The 21,957-nt window shown below is 64.6% G+C and carries 20 protein-coding genes; 11 read left to right on the top strand and 9 right to left on the bottom strand.

What is annotated here, in order from left to right:
- The first annotated feature begins 39 nt into the window (after nucleotides 1–39).
- From GPA25_RS19670 to GPA25_RS19660, 3 genes are read left to right on the top strand one after another with little or no spacing between them, the layout of a single operon-like run.
- Entirely contained in the window at nucleotides 40–2,427 is a 2,388-nt protein-coding gene (locus GPA25_RS19670; RefSeq protein WP_169262101.1) for a heavy metal translocating P-type ATPase, read from the top strand.
- A gap of 42 nt (nucleotides 2,428–2,469) precedes the next feature.
- Nucleotides 2,470–2,937, top strand: a complete 468-nt coding sequence (locus tag GPA25_RS19665) for a hypothetical protein (RefSeq protein WP_211163232.1) — start codon at nucleotides 2,470–2,472, stop codon at nucleotides 2,935–2,937.
- Between the two features lie 31 nt (nucleotides 2,938–2,968).
- Nucleotides 2,969–3,712, top strand: a complete 744-nt coding sequence (locus tag GPA25_RS19660) for an HD domain-containing phosphohydrolase (RefSeq protein ID WP_169262075.1) — start codon at nucleotides 2,969–2,971, stop codon at nucleotides 3,710–3,712.
- 99 nt (nucleotides 3,713–3,811) lie between these two features.
- Here GPA25_RS19660 and GPA25_RS19655 read toward each other — a convergent pair whose 3' ends face one another.
- Both GPA25_RS19655 and GPA25_RS19650 read right to left on the bottom strand, forming a co-directional pair.
- Nucleotides 3,812–4,204, bottom strand: a complete 393-nt coding sequence (locus GPA25_RS19655) for a hypothetical protein (protein ID WP_169262100.1) — start codon at nucleotides 4,202–4,204, stop codon at nucleotides 3,812–3,814.
- Nucleotides 4,201–4,884, bottom strand: coding sequence for a hypothetical protein (locus tag GPA25_RS19650; protein WP_169262099.1), 684 nt, complete (start codon nucleotides 4,882–4,884; stop codon nucleotides 4,201–4,203). The genes GPA25_RS19655 and GPA25_RS19650 overlap by 4 nt, the downstream gene beginning before the upstream one ends.
- A gap of 205 nt (nucleotides 4,885–5,089) precedes the next feature.
- Here GPA25_RS19650 and GPA25_RS19645 point away from each other — a divergent pair, with 205 nt between their 5' ends.
- The gene (locus tag GPA25_RS19645) at nucleotides 5,090–5,548 is read left to right on the top strand and encodes a DoxX family protein (protein WP_169262098.1); all 459 of its coding nucleotides are present in this window, start codon (nucleotides 5,090–5,092) and stop codon (nucleotides 5,546–5,548) included.
- A gap of 63 nt (nucleotides 5,549–5,611) precedes the next feature.
- Nucleotides 5,612–6,595, top strand: coding sequence for a glutathione S-transferase C-terminal domain-containing protein (locus tag GPA25_RS19640; RefSeq protein WP_169262097.1), 984 nt, complete (start codon nucleotides 5,612–5,614; stop codon nucleotides 6,593–6,595).
- A 43-nt stretch (nucleotides 6,596–6,638) separates the two neighbouring features.
- Here the strand turns inward: GPA25_RS19640 and ccoG are convergent, their stop codons facing one another.
- A complete protein-coding gene (gene ccoG, locus GPA25_RS19635; RefSeq protein ID WP_169262096.1) occupies nucleotides 6,639–8,087 on the bottom strand; it encodes a cytochrome c oxidase accessory protein CcoG in 1,449 nt (482 codons plus the stop codon).
- Nucleotides 8,088–8,233: 146 nt separating this feature from the next.
- Entirely contained in the window at nucleotides 8,234–9,646 is a 1,413-nt protein-coding gene (locus tag GPA25_RS19630) for an aminotransferase-like domain-containing protein (RefSeq protein WP_169262095.1), read from the bottom strand.
- 297 nt (nucleotides 9,647–9,943) lie between these two features.
- Between GPA25_RS19630 and GPA25_RS19625 the strand changes: the two genes are divergently transcribed.
- From GPA25_RS19625 to GPA25_RS19615, 3 genes are all read left to right on the top strand, one after another.
- Complete coding sequence (locus GPA25_RS19625; protein WP_169262108.1) at nucleotides 9,944–10,471, top strand: cytochrome c oxidase subunit 3; 528 nt, start codon at nucleotides 9,944–9,946, stop codon at nucleotides 10,469–10,471.
- Between the two features lie 16 nt (nucleotides 10,472–10,487).
- On the top strand, nucleotides 10,488–10,778 hold the full coding sequence (locus GPA25_RS19620) for a cytochrome C oxidase subunit IV family protein (RefSeq protein ID WP_169262094.1): 291 nt from the start codon (nucleotides 10,488–10,490) through the stop codon (nucleotides 10,776–10,778).
- A 134-nt stretch (nucleotides 10,779–10,912) separates the two neighbouring features.
- Nucleotides 10,913–11,569 (top strand): phosphoribosyltransferase, encoded by a 657-nt coding sequence (locus tag GPA25_RS19615; protein WP_169262093.1) that lies wholly within the window; start codon nucleotides 10,913–10,915, stop codon nucleotides 11,567–11,569.
- A gap of 64 nt (nucleotides 11,570–11,633) precedes the next feature.
- On the opposite strand, the gene GPA25_RS19610 is transcribed toward GPA25_RS19615, so the two are convergent.
- Complete coding sequence (locus GPA25_RS19610) at nucleotides 11,634–14,330, bottom strand: cation-translocating P-type ATPase (RefSeq protein WP_169262092.1); 2,697 nt, start codon at nucleotides 14,328–14,330, stop codon at nucleotides 11,634–11,636.
- Between the two features lie 182 nt (nucleotides 14,331–14,512).
- On the opposite strand from GPA25_RS19610, the gene GPA25_RS19605 reads away from it, so the two are divergent.
- The 3 genes from GPA25_RS19605 (at nucleotide 14,513) to GPA25_RS19595 (ending at nucleotide 19,457) form a co-directional block, all read left to right on the top strand.
- On the top strand, nucleotides 14,513–14,755 hold the full coding sequence (locus tag GPA25_RS19605; RefSeq protein WP_169262091.1) for an MbcA/ParS/Xre antitoxin family protein: 243 nt from the start codon (nucleotides 14,513–14,515) through the stop codon (nucleotides 14,753–14,755).
- Nucleotides 14,756–15,080: 325 nt separating this feature from the next.
- A complete protein-coding gene (locus tag GPA25_RS19600) occupies nucleotides 15,081–17,228 on the top strand; it encodes an HDOD domain-containing protein (RefSeq protein WP_169262090.1) in 2,148 nt (715 codons plus the stop codon).
- A 45-nt stretch (nucleotides 17,229–17,273) separates the two neighbouring features.
- Nucleotides 17,274–19,457 (top strand): putative bifunctional diguanylate cyclase/phosphodiesterase, encoded by a 2,184-nt coding sequence (locus GPA25_RS19595; RefSeq protein ID WP_246265895.1) that lies wholly within the window; start codon nucleotides 17,274–17,276, stop codon nucleotides 19,455–19,457.
- 36 nt (nucleotides 19,458–19,493) lie between these two features.
- Here GPA25_RS19595 and GPA25_RS19590 read toward each other — a convergent pair whose 3' ends face one another.
- Genes GPA25_RS19590 through GPA25_RS19575 form a run of 4 tightly spaced genes read right to left on the bottom strand, consistent with a single transcriptional unit; the run spans nucleotide 19,494 to nucleotide 21,953 of the window.
- The gene (locus GPA25_RS19590) at nucleotides 19,494–19,817 is read right to left on the bottom strand and encodes a Rieske (2Fe-2S) protein (protein ID WP_169262089.1); all 324 of its coding nucleotides are present in this window, start codon (nucleotides 19,815–19,817) and stop codon (nucleotides 19,494–19,496) included.
- A 2-nt stretch (nucleotides 19,818–19,819) separates the two neighbouring features.
- Entirely contained in the window at nucleotides 19,820–20,194 is a 375-nt protein-coding gene (locus GPA25_RS19585; RefSeq protein WP_169262088.1) for a DUF59 domain-containing protein, read from the bottom strand.
- Between the two features lie 15 nt (nucleotides 20,195–20,209).
- Nucleotides 20,210–20,674: a Fe-S cluster assembly sulfur transfer protein SufU gene (gene sufU / locus GPA25_RS19580; RefSeq protein ID WP_169262087.1), complete on the bottom strand. Its 465-nt coding sequence runs from the start codon at nucleotides 20,672–20,674 to the stop codon at nucleotides 20,210–20,212.
- On the bottom strand, nucleotides 20,667–21,953 hold the full coding sequence (locus GPA25_RS19575) for a SufS family cysteine desulfurase (protein ID WP_169262086.1): 1,287 nt from the start codon (nucleotides 21,951–21,953) through the stop codon (nucleotides 20,667–20,669). Before GPA25_RS19575 ends, sufU begins: the two co-directional genes overlap by 8 nt.
- Between the last annotated feature and the right edge of the window lie 4 nt (nucleotides 21,954–21,957).

Here is a 21,957-nt window from a genome sequence, read left to right as displayed (position 1 = left end):
TCTACGCGACAGGCCATCGGCCCAAGGGAGGAGATCATCATGACTGAAGACCGTCCCGTGCCGGCACACGATCATCATGGTCACGAACACCATCAGCATGCCGCTGGCGCGTCTGCCGACAGCCTGACCGATCCCGTGTGCGGCATGACGGTGAAACCCGACTCGCCGCACCACACGGAATTCGAAGGTACCGAATACCGTTTCTGCGGTGCGAAGTGTCTCGACAAGTTCCGCGCTGATCCGGCACGCTACATACGCCCGGTACCGCCCACCACAGTCGCGGAAACCGCCCCCGGCACCGAATACACCTGCCCGATGCATCCCGAGGTGCGCCAGATCGGCCCCGGCAGCTGCCCGAAGTGCGGCATGGCGCTGGAGCCGGTGCTGCCCGAACTGGAGCAAGGCGAAAATCCCGAACTCGCCGATTTCAAGCGGCGCTTCTGGTGGACGCTGCCGGCGACGGCGCTCGTGACGCTGATTGCGATGTCAGGCGGACTTTTCGATCCGCTGTTTGGGGCAGGGCGACCGTGGGTCGAACTGCTGCTCGCCACCCCCGTAGTCGTGTGGGCAGGCTGGCCCTTCTTCGTGCGCTGGGCAAAGTCCATCGCAAACCTCAGCCCGAACATGTGGACGCTGATCGGCACGGGCGTCGGGGCCGCCTACGGGTACAGCGTCGTCGCGACCGTTGCACCCGGCCTCTTCCCCGAATCGTTCCGCATGGGCGGGCACGTCGCGGTGTATTTCGAGGCCGCGGCAGTCATCGTGTCGCTGACCCTGCTCGGCCAGGTGCTGGAATTGCGCGCGCGCTCCGAAACCGGTGCGGCGATCAAGGCCCTGCTCGGTCTCGCGCCGAAAACGGCGCGCCGGCTGAATGCCGACGGCAGTGAGGAAGACATCCCGCTGACCCATGTGCATCCCGGCGACCGCCTGCGCGTGCGCCCGGGCGAGAAAGTGCCGGTCGACGGCGTGGTGCTCGAAGGCGCCAGTGCGGTCGACGAGTCGATGCTCACCGGCGAACCGATGCCGGTCAACAAGGCCACCGGCGACAAGGTGATCGGCGCGACACTGAACACCAGCGGTGCGCTGGTGATGCAGGCGGAGAAGACCGGCTCGCAGACCGTGCTCGCGCAGATTGTGCAGATGGTCGCGCAGGCGCAACGCTCACGCGCGCCGATGCAGCGCATGGCCGACCATGTCGCGGGCTATTTCGTCGTCGCCGTCGTCACGATCGCGGCCCTCACCTTTTTCGGCTGGGGCCTGTTCGGCCCCGAGCCGTCGTGGGCCTACGGCCTGATCAACGCTGTCGCGGTGCTGATCATCGCCTGCCCGTGCGCGCTGGGCCTCGCCACGCCGATGTCGGTGATGGTCGCCACCGGCAACGCCGCGACGCAGGGCGTGCTGTTCCGCGACGCCGCGGCGATCGAAAACCTGCGCCGCATCGACACCTTGATCGTCGACAAGACCGGCACCCTGACCGAAGGCAAGCCCGCATTCCACGCGACAGTCGCGGCGCCCGGCTGGACGGAAGATGAAGTACTTCGCATCGCCGCAAGCCTCGACCAGGGCAGCGAGCATCCCTTGGCACACGCGATCGTCAATGAGGCACGGCGGCAGGAACTGGCGCTATCGAAGCCCGAAACCTTCGAGTCGTCCTCAGGCATCGGCGTGCACGGTACGGTCGAAGGCCGCAAGGTCGTGCTCGGCAACAGCGCGCTGATGGATGACGAGGATGTCACGTGGAATGCCCTGGCCGGGCAGGCTGAAGCGCTGCGACTCGAAGGTGCGAGCGTGATGATGCTCGCCGTCGACGGGATTGCCGTGGGTCTGGTTGCGGTGGCCGACCCGGTGAAGGCAACGACAGCCGAGGCTCTGGACGAACTGCGCGCGCACGGCATCGGCCGCATTGTCATGGCCACCGGCGACGGCCTCACGACCGCCCGTGCCGTCGGCAAGCGCCTGGGCATCGACGAGGTGCTCGGGGAGGTCAAGCCCAAGGACAAGGACGATCTGGTCGCGAAACTGCAGGCCGAAGGCCGCATCGTCGCGATGGCCGGCGACGGCATCAACGACGCGCCGGCGCTCGCCCGCGCCGATGTCGGCATCGCGATGGGCACCGGCACCGACGTCGCGATGTCGAGCGCGCAGCTCACGCTGGTGAAGGGCGACCTGCGCGGCATCGCCGCGGCACGTCGCATTTCCGTCGCGACAGTGCGCAACATGCACCAGAACCTCGCCTTCGCCTTCGTCTATAACGCGCTGGGGGTGCCGCTCGCCGCGGGCCTGCTCTACCCCTTTACCGGCCTGCTGCTATCGCCGATGGTGGCGGCGCTGGCGATGAGCGCGAGTTCCGTTTCCGTCGTCACCAACGCGCTGCGGCTACGCCGGACGGCCGACCGAATCACTGGAGTCGAGCAACGCGCCGCGTGAGCCCCGGCAGCCGGCGCTCCATACCGCGCGGAGGAGACAAGCATGCTCAAACACTTTTTGCAGAGGATCTTCGCAATCGCCGTTGTCGTCGGACTACTTGGCTCGGGCGTGACAATCGCGGCCGAAACCGGGCGCCACCAACGCGTGGGGGAGGTCGATATCTACTACGGCATCCTGCCTGCGCAGGTCGCGGGCAAGCACGAACCCACCCACGAAGAGCGCACCATGCACGGCGGGGTGCCCGGCGGGCGCGACAAACATCATCTGATCGTTGCGCTCATCAACAAGGACGGCAGCCGCATTGTCGACGCGCAGGTGACCGCGACAGTGACCGAACTCGGAATGGCCGGAACGAGCAAGCCCCTGGAGCCGATGCGCATCGATGACACGACCAGCTTCGGCAACTACTTCGCGTTTCCCGGCGCCGGCCCCTACCGGATTACGCTTGAAATCCGTATGCCGGGTGCCAGACAGCCCGTCGAAGCGGTCTTCGAATACCGGGCACACTAGAAGTGACTTAGCGTCCCCTGAGCGAGCCCGCGTGTCCCAACAGCCCACCACATCGAGTCGATGCGACTGCTGCGGCAAGCTCGCCGCCGGCTTGCTGCCGCTGCAGCTTGACGGTCAACATCTGTGCGAGCACTGCTTTCTCGAGCGCCGCATTGTCGATAACGGGAGAACAAACGACCACTACGCCCGTTTCGCGGAAGCACTCGCCGACGCCCTCGATCTGCGCGAACATGAGACGGGGCAGCATTCCCGCCGTGTCGCCTGTCACACGCTGGTGCTCGCAAGGCAGATAACCGGTGACGAAAATCGCCTGCGCCAGATCTACTGGGGCGCCCTGCTCCACGACGTCGGCAAGATCGGCGTCCCCGACCGCGTCTTGCTCAAGAGCGGTGCGCTCGATGACGACGAATGGGCCCTGATGCGCCGGCACGTGGAGGATGGTCATCGCATCGTCAGTCGGCTGCCCGGCATGACCGAGGCTGCCGATATCGTCCTGTGCCACGAGGAACGCTTCGATGGAAGTGGTTATCCGCGTGGCCTCGGTGCTTACGACATCCCGCTGGGCGCGAGACTGTTTGCAGTCATCGATACGCTTGATGCGATGACTTCAGACCGCCCTTATCGACAGGGATTGCCGTTCGACACCGCGAAGGCGGAAATCCTGCGCATGAGCGGCAGCCAGTTCGACCCGGAGGCCGTCCGGATCTTCATCGTCGAAGAGCAGACATTGCGGCGCATGGTCGAGATGAAGTGCGCCGAAGCTGTGCCGCGCTGAGGATGCAAACCAGTATCGAGCGGGTAGCGTGAACACGCAATGGTGCCAGCCTTGCCTTTCCGCATCAGGCAAAGATCTTGCTGCCGAAGCTTGGAATGGTCAGCGGCGCAAGTCCAGGTAGCGCAGGGCCGCCTCTTCCGACAGTGGCGACCCGGCGCACAAGACATAGCCTTTTCGGATCGTCGCCAGGTACGGCAACGAAAGGACGAACACCCTCATCGGCGCCAACTCTTCTTCCACCAGTTCGACGACCTGCAATTCACGGTACCCGCCCTTTCCGCACAGCTGACCCGCACGGTCCCGCCACACTTGCGCGACGGACTCATGATTCGTCCACGGGGCGACGTGCGACTTGGACACGACGTAGTGCAGCCCCGGTTGCAGCTCCTCGCTGAACAGACCCCCACCCATCATGCTGGGCCCTTTCGCAAGGTCGTGAGTCGAACTGCACGCGGAGAGCCCCAGAGCGACAACGAGTAGCGCGCGCATCATTCGGGGCTCGACCGCAATGCCGCATTATTAATGGACATGAAGCGCGGGGCGAGGTTGATGACGCGTGCAGCGTCAACCTGGAAACCTTTGGCGTTCACGATCTCCAGGTCGGAGACCAGGCGATCACTCACCACGAAATACGCCCCCTGGACTTCGGGAATGCGGTGAGCATCGCGCCCGATGCGCAGACGGCTCAGGAAGCGCCCGATATAGGTCGCCCTGCCCGCCTCCACGCGGAACGGGACATTGCCGGCATCGCTCATGAACACGTGGCTCGCCCACCCGCCAATCGGCGCATTTTCTACGATTGCGCTGACAACTTCGTAATCCCCTGCACGCAAGCGCAGCGCGAAGACCGTCCCCTTTGCGGCGCCGTCGTGAAACTCCACCGGCGTGTGAAACATCGGCGAAAGCAGCGCCCCCGGTATGCCGACCACCGAGTGGAACAGGAACTCCCCCTGGGCGGTCGGCCCGAGCTTTGCAGCCGGGCGATACTCCAGCGAACTCAGCCCGATCGTCGATTCCTCGCCCGCGACGCCGATCGAGCCGAATACCAGACCGGCCTCCCCCACGGGCGCCGCCGGATAGCCGCGCGGAAGATTTCCACTCGAAAAACAACCAGCCAGCATCCAGCCGAACACGGCCAATGCCGACACGAGACCGGGTCTCACTTTTCGCATTCGAATTTCCGTCACATTGCCGGAGCCAGAACCATCCTAACACCCGAAACGGATGTCACCTATGCGTCATTTCACGTTCATGACCGGGAATAATTAGATACATCATTAGCAACAATGTAGTGATGATCTGCACCTTTTTAATCAATCGCTCACTCCTTACCATGCACTCACGAAACAAATTCTGAGTCTTCAACGGAGAACGACCATGAGCCAGACCCTGATCCAGAAAATCACCTCGACCAACGCCAGCCTGTCCGCCCTCGCACTGCGGATTCCGGTAGGCATCATCTTCATGGCGCACGGCGGCCAGAAACTGTTCGGGTGGTTTGGCGGCTACGGCCTTGCGGGCACCGCCGGGTGGCTCGAATCCATCGGCCTCGCGCCGGGCTACCTGATGGCGCTGCTCGCCGGCGGCGCCGAGTTCTTCGGCGGCCTCGCCCTGCTGATTGGCCTGCTGGTGCGCCCGGCGAGTGCCGTACTGGCCTTCACGATGCTGGTGGCGATCTTCAGCGTCCATTTCGCAAACGGACTCTTCATCGCCAACAAGGGTTATGAGTTCGGTCTCGCCCTGCTGGCGGTAACGGTGTCCCTGCTCGTCAGCGGCGCCGGACGACTCTCGATCGACCGCGCTCTGGCTGGCAACGCTGCAGGAGAGCGCAACTGAGCGGTCGTACTGAGGATCGGGGATGGGCAGACGCCCTCCCCGCCCCATCGCACGGAGAATAAAGTGGGACTACTGGTGAAAGGTGACTGGGTCGATCAGTGGTACGACACTGCCACTACGGGCGGAGCCTTCGTGCGCGGCGAAGCGCAGTTCCGCAACTGGGTCACTGCGGACGGGCGCCCGGGGCCAAGCGGCACCGGCGGCTTTCCGGCAGAGGCCGGACGCTATCACCTGTACGTGTCGCTTGCGTGTCCGTGGGCGCACCGCACGCTGATCTTCCGCGCGCTGAAAGGGCTCGAACCGATGATTGGCGTGTCCGTCGTCAATCCCTTCATGGGTAACCAGGGATGGAGCTTCGAGCCGGGTCCCGGCGTCGTCGCCGATCCGCTGCACCACGCAGCCCATCTGCATGAACTGTATCGCCGCGCCAACCCCGCCTACACCGGCCGCGTGACCGTGCCGGTGCTGTGGGACAGGCAACGCGACACGATCGTCAGCAACGAGTCGGCGGATATCATCCGCATGTTCAATACGGCCTTCGACGGCCTTGGCGCGAAACCCGGCGACTATGCGCCCGCCGACCTGATGCCGCAGATCGACGCGCTCAATGCGCGCATCTACGAGACGATCAACAACGGCGTGTACCGCGCCGGCTTCGCAACCGGGCAGAGTGCATACGAAGCCGCGGTTACGGCACTGTTCGGCACGCTCGACGAACTCGAGGAACGGCTCGCGAGCAATCGCTACCTGCTCGGCGAACGAATCACCGAGACGGACTGGCGACTATTCACGACGCTGATCCGCTTCGATGCGGTGTACCACGGACACTTCAAGTGCAACGTGCGACGGCTGATGGACTATCCGAATCTGTTGGCCTGGACGCGCGAGCTGTACCAGTGGCCGGGCGTCGCGGCAACCGTCGATTTCGCCCACATCAAGGCGCACTACTACCGCAGTCACCATACGATCAATCCGACCGGGATCGTGCCGGCCGGGCCGGTACTGGATCTGCTCGCGCCGCATGGCCGCAGCCTCGTCGGCTCATAGCAGTACCTGGCCGGTCTCATGGGTATCCGGCGTGATGGGCGTTTCAGGGCAGCAGGAAGGTGCTGTGCTCGGTCACCTCGGCGGCCGGGTCGTCGAGCGCCTCGATATGGAAGCGGATCGGCTGGCTGCCGCGACGCTCCGCCGCAGGCGCAGCAGCAACGGTCACCGTCGCGGGCAGCACGCGACCCGCGTCCACGGTGAATGTGTCATCACCAATGATGCGAACGCCTGCGGCCCCGTCAACCGCGACGCGAAACGCGCGCGGCGCTTCGCGCAGGTTCATCAGCTTGAGCGTGTAGGCGTTCTCGATGCTGCCGTCCACCGACTCGCGCAGCAGTGCGTTGCGGTCGCGCAGCACGTCGACCCGCAGCGCCGGGCGATTCGCCACCATCCACGCACCGAGGATTGAGAAGGCCGCCAGCGCGATCGCATACGCGACTGCGCGCGGACGCCGCAGTGCCCCGCGGTAGGCGGATCGCGCCGGCGACTCGACCTGCGCTGCGGGCGCGATCGCGAGTTCGTGCTCGGACGCCATGCGGATCAACCCGGTCGGCGACCCGACGCGCACCATCACGTCGTCGCAAGCATCGGCGCACAGGCCGCAGTTGATGCACTGATATTGCAGCCCGTCGCGGATGTCGATGCCCGTCGGGCACACCTGCACGCACAGCGTGCAGTCGACGCAGTCGCCGCGCGCCGTCGACGTGGCGGACACGGCAAGGGCTTGCGTGGCGGATTTCGCCGCGCCCCGCCGCCCGCGCGGTTCGCCGCGCGCGGCGTCGTAGCTGATGGTCACCGTGTCATGGTCGAACATCACGCTCTGGAAGCGCGCATACGGGCACATGTGCAGACACACCATCTCGCGCGCGAAGCCGGCCTGCACGTAGGTGAACAGGCTGTAGAAGAACACCCAGAAGCCTTCCCACGGGCCGAGTTCGCCGGGCCCGAGATTCGTCAGCAGTTCGCGGATCGGCGTGAAGTAGCCGACGAAGGTGATGCCGGTCCAGCCTGCAATGGCGAGCCAGGCCAGATGTTTCGCGCCCTTCAGGCCAAGCTTGCGCGCACTCGGCGGGGACTGGTCGAGACGCAGGCGCGCGAGGTGATCGCCCTCGATGCGCGTTTCGATCCAGCGGAAGACCGACGTATATACCGTCTGCGGACACGCGAAGCCGCAGAACAGCCGCCCGGCGACCGCGGTGACGAGAAACAGTGCCGTCGCGGCGATGATCAGCAGCAGCGCGAAGAGCAGCGCATCCTGCGGCCACAGCACCAGACCGAAGACATAGAACTTGCGTTCGGCGATGTCGAACAGCAGCGCCTGCCGCTCACCCCAGTTCAGCCAGGCGCCGCCGTAGAACAGGATCTGCGTGAACCACACCATCGCCCAGCGCCATCCATTGAAGGAGCCGGTGACGCTGCGCGGGTGGATCTTGCCGGTCTTGCGATATAACTCGATGCGAGCCCCCTGGGCCCGGTTTGCCGCCGTCTGCATGGAATCGTCCTCGCTGCGGCCCGCGCCACACCTTGCTGATGGCGATCGGGGCAGTGCGGCGAGTACACCACCGCGGCGACCTGCATAACAGATTCAGCAGAATCTATTTTCGACCATAACAGATCGATCGGGGTGCGACGCCGGGCTCACACCAGCGCGGCAATCATCAGGCCGAGCGTCGCGATCGCGCGCTCGAAATCCTCGCTCCACGGATGGCCGAAATTCAGCCGGATGCAGTTGCGGTATTCACGTTTGGCCGAAAAGATCGGCCCCGGTGCGATGCTGATCCCCTGTGCCAGCGCCAGCCGGTGAAGGGCCAGCACATCCACCGACGGCGGCAGTTCGACCCACACCAGATAGCCGCCGCGCGGCCGGGCGAGCCGGGTGCCGGGCGGGAAATGGCGCTCGATCGCCGCGGCCATCGCAGCCTCCTGCACCTCGAGCGCCGCGCGCAGCCGTCGCAGATGGGTGTCGAAGGCCCCTTCGCGGAGGAAGTCCGCGAGCGCGATCTGTACCGGTATCGTCGTCGCGAGGCTGGTCGACAGCTTCAGCCGCTGGATTTGCCGTGCGAAACGCCCCGCCGCGACCCAGCCCACCCGGTAACCGGGCGCAAGGCTTTTCGAGAAACTCGACACGTGCAGCACCAACCCGCTCGTATCGAGCGCCTTCGCCGCAAGCGGCGCCTGCTTGCCGAAGTACAGCTCGGCGTAAGTGTCGTCCTCGATCAGCGGTACCTCGTGCCGCCGCAGCAGTTCGATCAGCGCGCGGCGGTTGTCGTCCGGCACCAGCGCGCCCATCGGGTTCTGGAAGTTCAGCATCAGCAGGCAGGCCTTGACCGGGTGATGGCGCAGCGCGTCGGCAAGCGCCGGGATGCTCACGCCGTCGCGCGGGTGCGTCGGAATCTCGATGACGCGCAACCCCAGCCGCTCGATCGCCTGCAGCCCGGCGTAGAAAGTCGGTGACTCGATCGCGATCAGGTCGCCGGGTCGCGTGAGCGCCTGCAGGCACAGATTGAGCGCCTCCATCGCACCGGAAGTGATGACAATCTCGCCCGGTTGCAGCGCGACGCCACCGGTCAGGTAGCGCAGCGCGATCTGGCGGCGCAGCTCCTCGTTGCCCGGCGGCAGGTCGGTGACGGTCGCGCGCGGGTCCATGTTGCGCGCGGCCGCCGCGAGAAAGCGCCCAAGCTTCGCAAGCGGATACAGGTACGGGCTCGCGAAGCTCGATCCCAGCGGCACGACTGCCGGATCCTTCACCGATTCGAGGATCTCAAAGATGAAATCGCTGACGTTGAGTTCGGTCGAGAGCCCCACCGGCTGCGTGATCTCCGGCTCCGGCAGCGGCTGTCGCAGACGCGGGCGGACGTAATAGCCGGATTTCGGCCGCGCTTCGATCAGCCCGCGGCTCTCCAGCAGGTAATACGCCTTCAGCACCGTCGACGGACTGAGCCGGTTCGCCGTACAGGACTGTCGTACGGATGGCAGACGCTCCCCGGCACGCAGCACGCCTTCGCGGATGCGTTGCTCGATATCGAGCGTCAGGCGCTCATAAAGCTTCATTCCGTCTTCCTCGCCAACTGCCACGCCATCCGCTGCACCCTCAAGTCAAAGCGTCACCTTCACCGCGTTGCGGCACGACTGTTCCGTCAAGTTCTGTTCCGGTCGGATAAGGCACACACTGTAGCTGTCGGCGATGCGCGAACGGCGGGACAATCGTGTCATTGACCGCAACGGGCAAATGCGTCGCGGCCCGCGCCGATCTTCGATCCCTGTCCTGCATAGGTTCCCATCGTGAATCTCGCCGCCACGCTCCCGCTGCGCCCCGCCACACTCGGCCGCATCCCCGGCAACAAGGCCATCTGGGTCGGAATCTACTGCGAAGTCACCGAATTTGCCTTGATGTTCCTCGTGTATTTCATCGCGCGGGCGCATCACCCCGACAGTTTCACCGCCGGGCCATCGCAACTCTCTCTCGCGGCGGGAACCGCCTACACGGTGCTGCTGGTCACGAGCGGCTTCTGTGTCGCACGCGGACTCGCGGCGATGCGCGTGGCGAACCGGCAGGCCTGCCTGCGCTGGCTGTTGGCCGCCTTCGTATTCGGTGCCGGCTACCCGATGATCAAGTTCTTCGAAGTGCGCTGGAACCTTGCTCACGGGCTCGACGGCGACGCCGGGGTGTTCTTCGTGACGTACTACTACCTGACCTTCAATCACCTCGTGCACGTCTTCTGGGGCCTGCTCGGCCTGCTCTGGGTGATGGTGCGCACTGGCGCCGGCAGTTACACCGCCGCGGAACACGACGGGCTGGAAGCCTTCGCGTGCTACTGGCACACGACCGATATCATCTGGCTGATGATCTTTCCGCTGTTCTACGTGCTGCGCTGAAACGGAGAGCGACATCATGAACGACATTCGCAAGCTCGATTTCGCATGGGTGATGCTGGTGCTGCTGAGCGTCAGCGGCGCCGGCCTGGGCGGTGCAATCGAACCCGGTTTCGGCGTGACGCTCGTCGTCGCGGCGGTCATGGGCATCAAGGTACGCATCGTCTGCGCATACTTCATGGAACTCGGAACCGCATCGCGCCGCATCCGGCAGCTGATGTACGCGTTTTGCTACGGCATGCCGCTGCTGGTAATTCTCACCAGCCTGTTCGGCCCCTCGCTCGCGCGTCTGACCGGCGCACTTGTCTAGCGGCGAACAGGTCCGATCCGTCCGTCCTTGCGTTTCCGGCAACATCCACCATATTTGAAATGGATTGACGCGCGAGGCACGCGGGAGCGTGTTCCCGGCGTGCCGATCATCCGCGCTTGCGCATGGAGACGGAAATGTTCAGGGATCGCGAAGATGCCGCGCAACAGCTCGCCCAACGGCTCAAAGGGCGTGAATTCAAGGATCCGCTGGTGCTTGCGATTCCGCGTGGCGGCGTCGTGACGGGTGCGGTACTGGCGCGCGAACTGGGCGCCGAACTCGACGTCGTGCTCGCACGCAAGCTACGCGCACCCTACCAGCCGGAACTAGCGATCGGGGCGATAGGCGAAGACGGCGAAGAGTATCTCGCCGATTTCGCGACGGGCGTGATGGGCTTCAATGAGGAGTACCTGGAGCACGAACGCGCGCACCAGATCGCGGAAATCGAACGTCGCAAGCAGCGCTTCCGTGCGCTGCGCCCGCCGGCCGAGGTAAGCGGACGTTCCGTCATCGTCACCGACGACGGCATTGCGACCGGGGCAACGATGCTCGCGGCGCTTCACGTCATCCGCGCCAAGCAGCCACACGAGCTGATCGTCGCCGTGCCGATTGCACCGCCCGAAACCATCGCGACGCTCCGCCATCATTGCGACGCGCTGGAATGCCTGGTGGCACCCGCCTTCATGGGCGGCATCAGCGCGTATTACGCCGACTTCGAGCAGGTGGAGGACGAGGCGGCCTTGAGCCTGTTGCGCGATTATCGGCGCCCGGCAGGCCATCCCCCCACCCCGTAGCCGCGAAAATACATACGCCCGCGGCACGACCGGTTCGCGGCTGAAGGCGCTCCTGCAGGGCAAGTCAGCCGCCCGTGATTTCCGCGCGGCGTGCGATGCGGCGCCGCACCCAGGCCTTGCGGCTTTCCTCGATCACGATCATCAGCAGGACCAGCGGCAACATCTGCAACCAGACCTCCGCTGGCAGCGGCGCCGTTCCGAACAGCTGGTTGCCAACCGGCAGATACACGATCGCGGCGATCAGGACGAGTTCGAAACCCAGCCCCCAAAGCAGCAAGGGATTGGCCGCTAGGCCCAGCGGCCAGACCGGGCGGCGCGGATCGCGGCACAAGAAGAGATTGGCCACTTGCATCACCACGATCGTCGCCAGGCAGGCGGTCGTTGCCTGACGATACAGGGGATCGAGCCCGCCGAGCGGCTCGCCCCAATGCCATCCGCCGGTCCCCAGCACGCCGAAGTAGATCGTCAGCGCGGCCGCCGCCTCGAGCACCCCGAGAAACAGATAGGCTCTTGCCACCAGTGCGCCGTCGACAAGCCGCTCCCTGCGCGCCCGCGGCGGCTGGCTCATGATGCCGGGACGCGGCGCCTCGGCCCCGAGCGCCAGCGCCGGCAGCATGTCGGTGCCAAGATCGACCGCGAGGATCTGGATGATGGTCAGCGGCAAGGGCACCCGGAACAGCACGAAGGCCAGATAGGGCACGATTTCCGGAATGTTCGACGTGAGGATGTAGGTGAGGAACTTGCGCAGGTTCTCGAACACCGCGCGGCCCTCTTCCACCGCATTGACGATGGTCGCGAAGTGATCGTCGAGCAGCACCATGTCGGCCGCCTCCTTGGCGACGTCGGTGCCCGACTTTCCCATAGCGATGCCGATATCCGCGGCGCGCAGCGCGGGTGCATCGTTCACCCCGTCTCCGGTGACGGCGACGATTTCTCCACGCGCCTGCAAGGCCTGCACCACGCGCAGTTTGTGCTCGGCGGAGACGCGCGCGCAGATCAGGTGCGGGCTCTCCAGCGCCAGCGCCAACTGGGCCGTCGTCATGCGTGCGATGTTTTCGCCACGCAGCACCCGCGTCGCCTCACCAGTCAGCCCGACCTCGCGACCGATCGCGATCGCCGTTGCCGGATGATCGCCGGTGACCATGATCACGCGGATGCCGGCCTCATGGCAGCGCGCCACCGCCTCGCGCACGTCCGCCCGTGGCGGGTCCTCGATGCCGGCGAGCCCCTCGAGGATCAGGTCGCGTTCGGCATTGTCGTCCGCCACCGTCTCGCCTGGCGCCAGTGCACGGCTCGCCAGCGCGATCACCCGCAGGCCGCGTCGCGCCATCGCGTCCAGGCCGGCACGAATCGCCACCGCATCGAGCGCGAGCGTTTCGCCATCGGCGCCGCGTTGCGCCACACATCGCTGCACAATGAGCTCGGGGGCGCCTTTGCACAGCAGCACCGGACCGTCCGCGGTTTGCACGGCCACGGACATGCGGTTGCGACCGGTTTCAAAGGGCAGTTCCGCGAGCCGTTCCCCCAACTCGCGTACCCCCCAGCGCGCCGCGCATTCAGCCAGGGCGACCTCCATCGGATCTCCGGCCCATCCGCCCTGCGCCGCGGGATCCGCCCTGAGACCGTGGCAGCCGGCGGCCACCCTCAGCAGATCCGCCATCGGCGGCGACGGACTGGGCATGTGATCCGTGGGCGGGACAGGATCGCACGCCGCCCCGGCAACCAGCAGGCTCACCACGCGCATCCGGTTCTCGGTCAGCGTTCCCGTCTTGTCGGTGCAGATCACGGTCGTCGCACCCAGTGCTTCGACCGCCTGCAGATGGCGCACCAGCGCTTTGCGACGGGCCATGCGCTGCGTCGCCATTGCCAGGGACAAGGTCACGGTCGGCAGCAGCCCTTCCGGCACATTCGCAACGATGATGCCTACGGCGAAGAGGGCGCTTTCCCAGAATGGCACCCCGATCGCTCTCCCGAGAAGAAAGACGATCACCCCCAGCACCGTGGCTGCGACAGAAATAAGACGGGACAGGCGCGCAATCTCGATGGTCAGCGGCGACGGCCGCTCCTCGGTATGCTGGGTTAGATGCGCAATGCGCCCGAACTCCGTCCGCATGCCGATGGCAAACACCACCGCCCGCCCGCGCCCCGCCACGACCGACGTGCCGGCCAGCAACAGGTTGCGTGCTTCGATCGCGCCGGAGGCCTCGACCGCATCGGCGACGCGGCTCGCCGGGCGGGATTCGCCGGTCACCGTCGCGTTGTTGACGCGCAGGCCGAGCGCCTCGATCAGCCGGCAATCGGCCGGCACGTTGTCGCCCGCTTCGAGCAACACGACATCACCCGGCACCAGTTGCGTCGCGAGCAGGCTGAGCACGGCACCATCACGCCACACATTCGCCCGCTGCGGCAACAGCGCAGTCAGCGCCGCAATCGCCCGCTCGGCGCGGTAAGCCTGCCAGAATGAAAAACAGCCGTTGACGAAGATGACGCCGACGATCGCGACCGCCAGCGGCGCCATCCCCTGTCCGGGGTCGAATTGATCGGCGACGATCGCGAGCGCCGCCGCGACCCACAGGACGATCGCGAAGAAATGCGTGAATTCACGCCCGAAGCGCCACGCAAGCGGCTCGCGGCGGTGTTCCTGCACACGGTTCTCGCCGAATGCTGCAAGGCGCCGCCGGGCTTCAGCCGAACTCAATCCATCGGCCCCACTCTTGAGTCCGAGCAGCACGTCCTCGACATTCGCGCACCAGATATCCATTACGCGCCCCCGCAGGCAGCATCCACTCCGCATTCCCTTTCATCATAGAAGCGCGACGCCGACCCGTTGAAATGTTTACGATTCCGCCGCGCTTCGACGCGTCTGGCAAGTCCGAGCGGCGCAACTTCGGGCCGCATGGCGACTCTCAGGAACACATGGGACCGATACCGGGAGGCAAGAAAATGGAACAGCGAATCGAATGGGCCGGTCGTTCGTCCGCGGTCGACGCGACGGATCTGCGCGTCGCGCGACTCAGCGCCCTGGCGATCGCGGCATTTCGCAGGCAAGACAAGGCAATGCGCTGGCTGCATCGCCCCAGTCGGGAACTCGGTGGCATCTCGCCACTGGAAATGATGGAAACCGAAGCCGGCGCGCGGCAGGTCGAGGCCCTGCTGCGCGGGCTCGCGCAGGACGGCGCCGCCTGATTCGCCCTGTCGATCGGGCGCCCTCCAGCATTGCCCCACACGCGCCGGGGAAAACGTCGGCTGACCGGGTGGCGGGCCTATCCGTCTGCCATGGCCGGGACGAAAAATCGACCCTTGCTTATGCGCGCGTCGGAACAATCACACGGACAAAAGTACTTTTTATCCGTAAAAATACGTAAACATCTTTAATCGGTTACCATTCGTTACGCACTCTGCGTACAAAAGTGCGGCTGTATGGCCTTCAATCAGATTTCGTAGCGTGTTTTTGATTGGGTAACTCAGAGAATCGAACCAGGCGTGGAAGTCCACCGACATCGTCACCCGTATGCGCGAACTTCCGCACACCGTCGTCACGGCCATTGAAGCGGCCAGCATCCCGCCGCTGCCCCAGGTACTTGTCCGCCTGATACAACAGGTCGACAACGAAAGTGCGACGATTTCCGAGTTAGCCACCGCAGTCGGCCAGGATCCGGGACTCTGCGCCCGAGTCCTCACCGCGGCAAACTCGGTCGCATTCAACCGCGCCAGCGCCATTCGTGACGTAAAGTCCAGCGTTTCCATACTCGGCACGCGACTTGTCCGCTCCATCGCCACCTGCCTCGCGGTTAAGCGACTCTTCGAAAGGGAGCCTGGCGCGGTCTGCGTCGACCTGACCGACTTCTGGCGTCACTCGATGCTCGTCGCCGAAACGGCCCGCGCCCTTGCCACCGCCACGGACTACCCGTACCCCGACGAGGCCTATCTTGCGGGCTTGCTGCACGATGTCGGCGAACTCTTGCTGCTAACCGCGCTTGGTGAGCAATACGCGCGACTGCTTGCACAATGCCCCGACGAAAACAGCCTGCTTGAGCTGGAACAAGCGAACCTGGGTACCCACCATGGCGAAATCGGCACGTGGCTCGCCGATCAGTGGAAGCTCGACAGCAGCCTCGCAGACAGCATCCTGTTTCACCATGCCACCGCCGAGCAGATTGCGACAGCTACGCCCCTGCCCAAACTGATCTGGCTGGCCGACGCCATCACCCGCAATGCTGCCGCCGAGGAACCGCTCGACACGCTCGCCGCCCCCTTGTTCGGGCCGGGCCACGACCTCGATCTGGCGAATATTCTTGCGCAATCACTCGAACACGTCACCGTGATCTCGAAGGCGCTTGGCATCGAAGCTCCGCGCCCGCAAACCGACGCAGGCCCGGTGCGGACCCTGCCCAGCGTCATCGTGCTGCCTGCGCCGGTCGGGAGAACGGAAGCCGATGATTTCCTCGAAGCGATGGTCCATGACATGGCAGTCATGCACCCACTCCAACAGGACCTTTTCGGACTCGAAAGCGACACCGAGCTGCTGCTCTCGCTGCGTGAATCCGCACGCATCCTCTTCGAATTGCCACGTTTGGGCTTTCTCCTGATCAATGCCGACTCCGGAGTGCTTTCGGGCAATCTGGTCGGCGGCCAGCCGAACGTCTTCCGCCAGACCGAGCTCGCCAGCGGCGCGGATGCCGGCCTGGTGACGCGGGCGATCAGCAGGCGCGCGGTGCTCGGCAGTTTCGACGAACCCGCGCATCCGGATTCGCTGCTCGACAGTCAGTTTGCGCGCGCATTTTTCAGCGAAGGCATTCTCGCGCTACCGATGATCGGCAAGCGCCGCACCCTCGGCGTCATGGTGTTCGGCGTGAGCAAGGCGCAGTATGGACGCCTCAAGAAGCGCGCGCGCTGGCTGCTCAACTTTGGCCGCATCGGCGGTGTCAGCCTCGAGGCCTGGCAGGATGCCATGGCCTATCGCAAACAGGCCGAAGACGAAGCGTCGGCCGCCTTCCAGCGCCAGGCACGGCGAATCGTTCATGAAGCCGGGAATCCGCTCGGGATCATCAAGAGTTACCTCCGGATCCTCGACCAGAAACTCCCCGAGAACAGCGAAGTCCGGCAGGAAATCGACGTCCTCGGCGAGGAAATCGATCGCGTGGCCGGCATTGTCCGGCGCCTGAGCGAACTGCCGCCCAGCCACGCGACTGTCACAGCGGTTAACGCGGTCGAGCTGGTGCGCGAACTTCTTGCGCTATACCGCGTTGCATTGTTTGGCGAGCGAGGCATCGTTGTGCGCAGCCAGTTCGGCGCCGCTACCCCGGCAACGGTTGCTTGCGACGCCAACAGCCTCAAACAGATTCTCGTCAATCTGTGGAAAAACGCCTGCGAAGCGATGCCCAACGGCGGACGCTTCGACATCGCCATTAACGGCGTGGTCCACAACGGACGGCAACACGTTGAAATACGGATGCTCGACACCGGCCCCGGAATGCCGGAGGAAGCGATCCGTAAACTGTCATTCCCCGAGGACGCACACGCCACCGCAGAGCGTGGCCTCGGGTTGTCGATCGTAGGCAAACTCGCAGCAAAGATCGGATGCAATATCACCTGCCGCAGCAAGGCGGGTGTCGGCACGACGCTTTCCTTGCTGCTGCCATGCGACGCCAACGGATAAGTGACTTGAACCCCACCCCCACAAGACATCGCCCCAGGAGTCAACATGATGGAGATAAGCCGCCGCATTTTTTCGGGCGAACTCGATCAGACCGTGCCACGTACCGACCGCCTGCTTATCGTCGATGACGAACCGCGCATCCGGCAGGCCTTTGGCTCCCTGCTGGCCCGTGCGGGGCGCGAAATCCTCACCTGCAGCACCGGGGCTGAAGCCATCACGTGTCTCGCCCAACGCAACATTGACGTTCTGATCCTCGACCTGAACCTGCCCGACATGCACGGGACGGAAATCATGGCATGGATGGAACCCAATCACATCAGCGCCACGGTCATCGTATTCAGCGCCGACGAGGCGATTGAATCGGCGATTCTGGCGCTGCGACGCGGAGCCTGCGAATTCATACGCAAGCAGGCCAACCCCGACGATCTCATCCGAACTGTCGACAAGGCCCTCAGCCGGCGCAAACTCGAACGCGAGCACGCGCTGATGACGGCCCGACTGGAGCAATCCGAACGTCTGCACCGTTTTCTGGTTGAACACTCGCCGGACATCATCTACACGCTCGATCCGAACGGACATTTCGTCTTCATCAACAATCGCATCGAAACGCTGTTGGGCTACAAGCGCAATGAACTGATCGGCAAGCACTATTCCACCATCGTCCACCCCGCGGATCTCGAACAGGCCGGCTTCGCCTTCGCCGAACGACGCGTGGGCGACCGGGCGACCACCAACCACGAAATCCGGTTGCGCTGCCGCAACCTCGACGTGCGGAATTTCGAAAGCCGGACGATCGTCGCCATCCTCAGCTCACAAGGCATCTACCGAGACGACGACGAAGAGTCCCGGCGTTTCATCGGCACGGCCGGAGTCCTGCGCGACATCACCGAACGCAAGCGCGCCGAGGAAACCATCAGTTTCCAGGCCTTCCACGACCTTCTGACCGGCCTGCCCAACCGGGTTCTTTTCCGCGACCGTCTCGAACTCGCGATCAATCAGGCCAAGCGACGTGGCGAGCGTGTCGGACTGATGTACATCGACCTGGATCGCTTCAAACTGGTCAACGACACCTATGGCCACCTCGAAGGCGATGAACTGCTGAAGGGCTTCGCGCGCCGCGTGCGTGACTGCCTGCGCGCTGGCGACACGATGTCACGCCAGGGCGGCGATGAATTCACGGTACTGCTGCCGGACATCGCCGACACCGACGCAATCACCACCATCGCAGAGAAAATCAATGCCGCACTCAAGCCCCCGTTCACCGTTGGCGGGCGCGATTTCCGCACCACCGCGAGCCTGGGCATTGCCGTGTACCCGGATGATGGCGACACCCCCGACCTGCTGCTGCGCAATGCCGACATCGCCATGTACCAGATCAAGGCGCGGGGAAAAAACGGATATCTGCGCTACACCCCGGAAATGAGCCGCAACCACGTCGAACGGGTCGATCTGGATAACGAACTGCGCGTCGCGCTCGAACAGGAACAGTTCACTCTGCACTATCAACCGCAGGTCGATATCGTCGAAGGACGCGTCACCGGTGTGGAGGCGCTGATCCGCTGGGAGCACCCGGAGCGCGGCCTGCTCGGTCCGAATACCTTCATTCCGCTGGCCGAAGAAGGCGGGCTGATCTTTGCGATCAGCGATTGGGTACTCCACGAAAGCTGCCGCCAACTGGCATCCTGGGCGCAGCACGGCATCCACGACATCCGACTCGCGATCAACATCTCGCCGCTCGAATTCAAGCGTGCGGATATCGTCGAGCGCATCCTGAAGCCGATTCAGGCCTATCGCCTGCCACCGGGCAACATCGAAATCGAAATCACCGAAAACCTCTTGATGGACGATGCGGAGTGCGTGATCGCCAAGGTCCACGAACTCCGCAAACACGGCATTCATATCTCGATCGACGATTTCGGCACCCGCTATTCGTCCCTGAATTATCTGCGGCGTTTCCCCATCAACACCGTCAAGATCGACCAGTCCTTCGTGCGCGACCTCGACAGCACCGGGCGCTCCTCCCCGGTGATCAGTGCCATCGTCGGCATTGCCCGTGGCTTCGGACTCAATGTCCTCGCAGAAGGGGTCGAAACCGAATACCAGCTCAACGCGCTCAAGGCGCATGGCTGCCAGGTCATGCAGGGTTTCTACTTCAGCCCGCCGGTGCCACCGGCTGAACTCCTGCGCTATGTGCAGCGGCGCAAGGCAACCGTGCCGCTGCTCGACTGAATTTCGGCACACAGGGCTGCATGCGCCGAACAGACCTCAGTCCGTCGGCTTGCCATCGAGCTGGACGATGCCCCCTTCCACCCTCACCGGGAAAGTCGCGACAGGCTCATAGGCAGGTGGCGACAAAGCCGCGCCGGTGACCAGCGAGAAGTGCGCGCCGTGCCGCGGGCAGACGATCTCCTCGCCTTCGGTCACGCCCCAGGAAAGGCATTCCTCCTCATGGCTGCAGCGGTCCTCGATCGCGTAATAACGCCCGCCGACGTTGAATACCGCAACCTCGCGACCGTCGTCCAGCGCGACAACCCGTACCGTACCGTCGGGAAAATCATCCACCGCGGCGACATTCAGCCACTGCGCCATTTTCAGATCAGCCCGAGTTCCAGCAGCGCGATTTCGCTCATGAGCTCACGCGACCACGGTGGCTCCCACACCAGTTCGACGTGGGCCTCGCGCACCCCGTCGACCGCCTGCACGGCCCGCTCGACAGTACCCGGAAAGGTCGCCGCCACCGGGCAGCCCGGCGCGGTCAGGGTCATGCGGATCGAAACCTTGCCCGCCGCCGCGTCCACGTCGAGTCCGTAGATCAGTCCCAGATCGTAGATATTGACCGGGATTTCGGGGTCGTAAACCGTGCGCAAGGCCGCGATCACCTCGGCGCGCAGACCGTCCTCCGCGGCCTCCCGGTCCGGCGGCGCGGCTGTCGTCTCGGCACGATGCAACCAGTCGAAGATGCTCATCGCTCATTCCTCCGCTCAACTTTCCGTCGACACCGGCACCGCGTCGCCATGCAGCGCCGCGCGCAGCGTGTGCCACGCGAGCGTCGCGCACTTCACCCGCGTCGGGAATTCGGCAACGCCAGCGAGCGCCTCGAGCTTGCCGAGCGGGACACCGCCCGCAGCCCTGCCCGGCTCCGTCGCGTGTCCGGTCACCAGAGCATGGAAACCGTCGAACAGTGCAGCCGCTTCCGCTTCGGTCCTGCCCTTGAGTGCCTCGCACATCAGCGAAGCCGACGCAGTGGAAATCGCGCAACCGGCACCTTCGAAACGCAAGTCCTCGATGAGGCCGTCGCGGGTTTTCAGATACAGCGTGATCTTGTCGCCGCACAGCGGATTGAAACCCTCCGCGCGCCGATTCGCGTCCGCCAGCGCGCCGAAATTGCGCGGTCGGCGGCCGTGATCGATGATGACTTCCTGGTACAGGTCACGCAGATCAGGCATGGTGAAAGATCTCCCGTACCTTGTGCAGCGCAGCGAACAGGGCGTCGACTTCCTCCTGCGTGTTGTACAGCGCAAACGATGCACGCACCGTCGCCGGCACGCCGAAGCGCGCCATCAGCGGCATCGCGCAGTGATGCCCGGTGCGCACTGCGACCCCTTCAAGGTCGAGAATCGTGCCGACGTCGTGCGCGTGGACGTCCTCCAGCACAAAGGACACGATCGCCGCCTTGTCGCGCGCGGTGCCGATCATGCGCAGTCCCGGTATCGTTTGGGCCTGTTCCGTGGCATACGCGAGCAGTGCGCGTTCGTGCGCGGCGACACGGTCGAAACCGATGTCCGACAGATAGCGGATCGCTGCGCCGAGCCCGATCGCGCCGGCGATGTTAGGCGTACCGGCCTCGAACTTGTACGGCAGGTCGTTCCAGGTCATGCCCGCGAAGCTCACCTCGCGGATCATGTCGCCGCCGCCCTGCCAAGGCGGCATCGCGTCGAGCAATGCCGACTTGCCGTACAGCACACCGATGCCCGTCGGCCCGTACAGCTTGTGGCCGGAGAACGCATAGAAGTCGCAGTCGAGCGCCTGCACATCGACGGCGATATGCGGCACCGCCTGCGCGCCGTCCACCAGCACCGGCACCCCGCATTCATGCGCCATTGCGACGAGTTCGCGCACCGGGTTGATCGTACCCAACGCGTTCGACACATGCGTTACCGCGACGAAGCGGGTGCGCGGCCCGAGCAGGCGTGCGAATTCCTCAACGATCAGCTCGCCACGGTCATTCACCGGCGCGACCCGCAGCACCGCGCCCGTCCGTTCGCAGGCGAGCTGCCACGGCACGATGTTCGAATGGTGTTCCATGCCGGTGATGAGGATCTCGTCACCGGGTTTGAACCGCACGCCATAGCTGTTCGCGACCAGGTTGATCGCCTCGGTGGTACCGCGCACGAACACGATCTCCTCGCGCTGCGCGGCATTCACAAAGCGCTGCACGATGTCGCGTGCGCCTTCATACGCATCCGTCGCCTCCTGGCTCAGCCGATGTACGCCGCGATGCACGTTGGCGTTGAGGCGGGCGTAGTAATGCGCCTCCGCTTCGATCACGCAGTGGGGCTTCTGGCTGGTGGCGCCGTTGTCGAGATAGACGAGCGGCTTGCCATGCACCATGCGCTCGAAAATCGGGAAGTCGGCTCGTAGCCGCGCGAAGACCACCGCGAGCTCAGATGATTCCGTTCCCGTCGCACTACCCAAGAGCCCCAGTTCAACCCTGCTGTTGTGCATGACT

This window comes from Aromatoleum diolicum (assembly GCF_012910955.1).
GTDB classification, from domain to species: Bacteria; Pseudomonadota; Gammaproteobacteria; order Burkholderiales; family Rhodocyclaceae; genus Aromatoleum; species Aromatoleum diolicum.
This window is presented reverse-complemented; position numbering and strand designations above follow the sequence as displayed.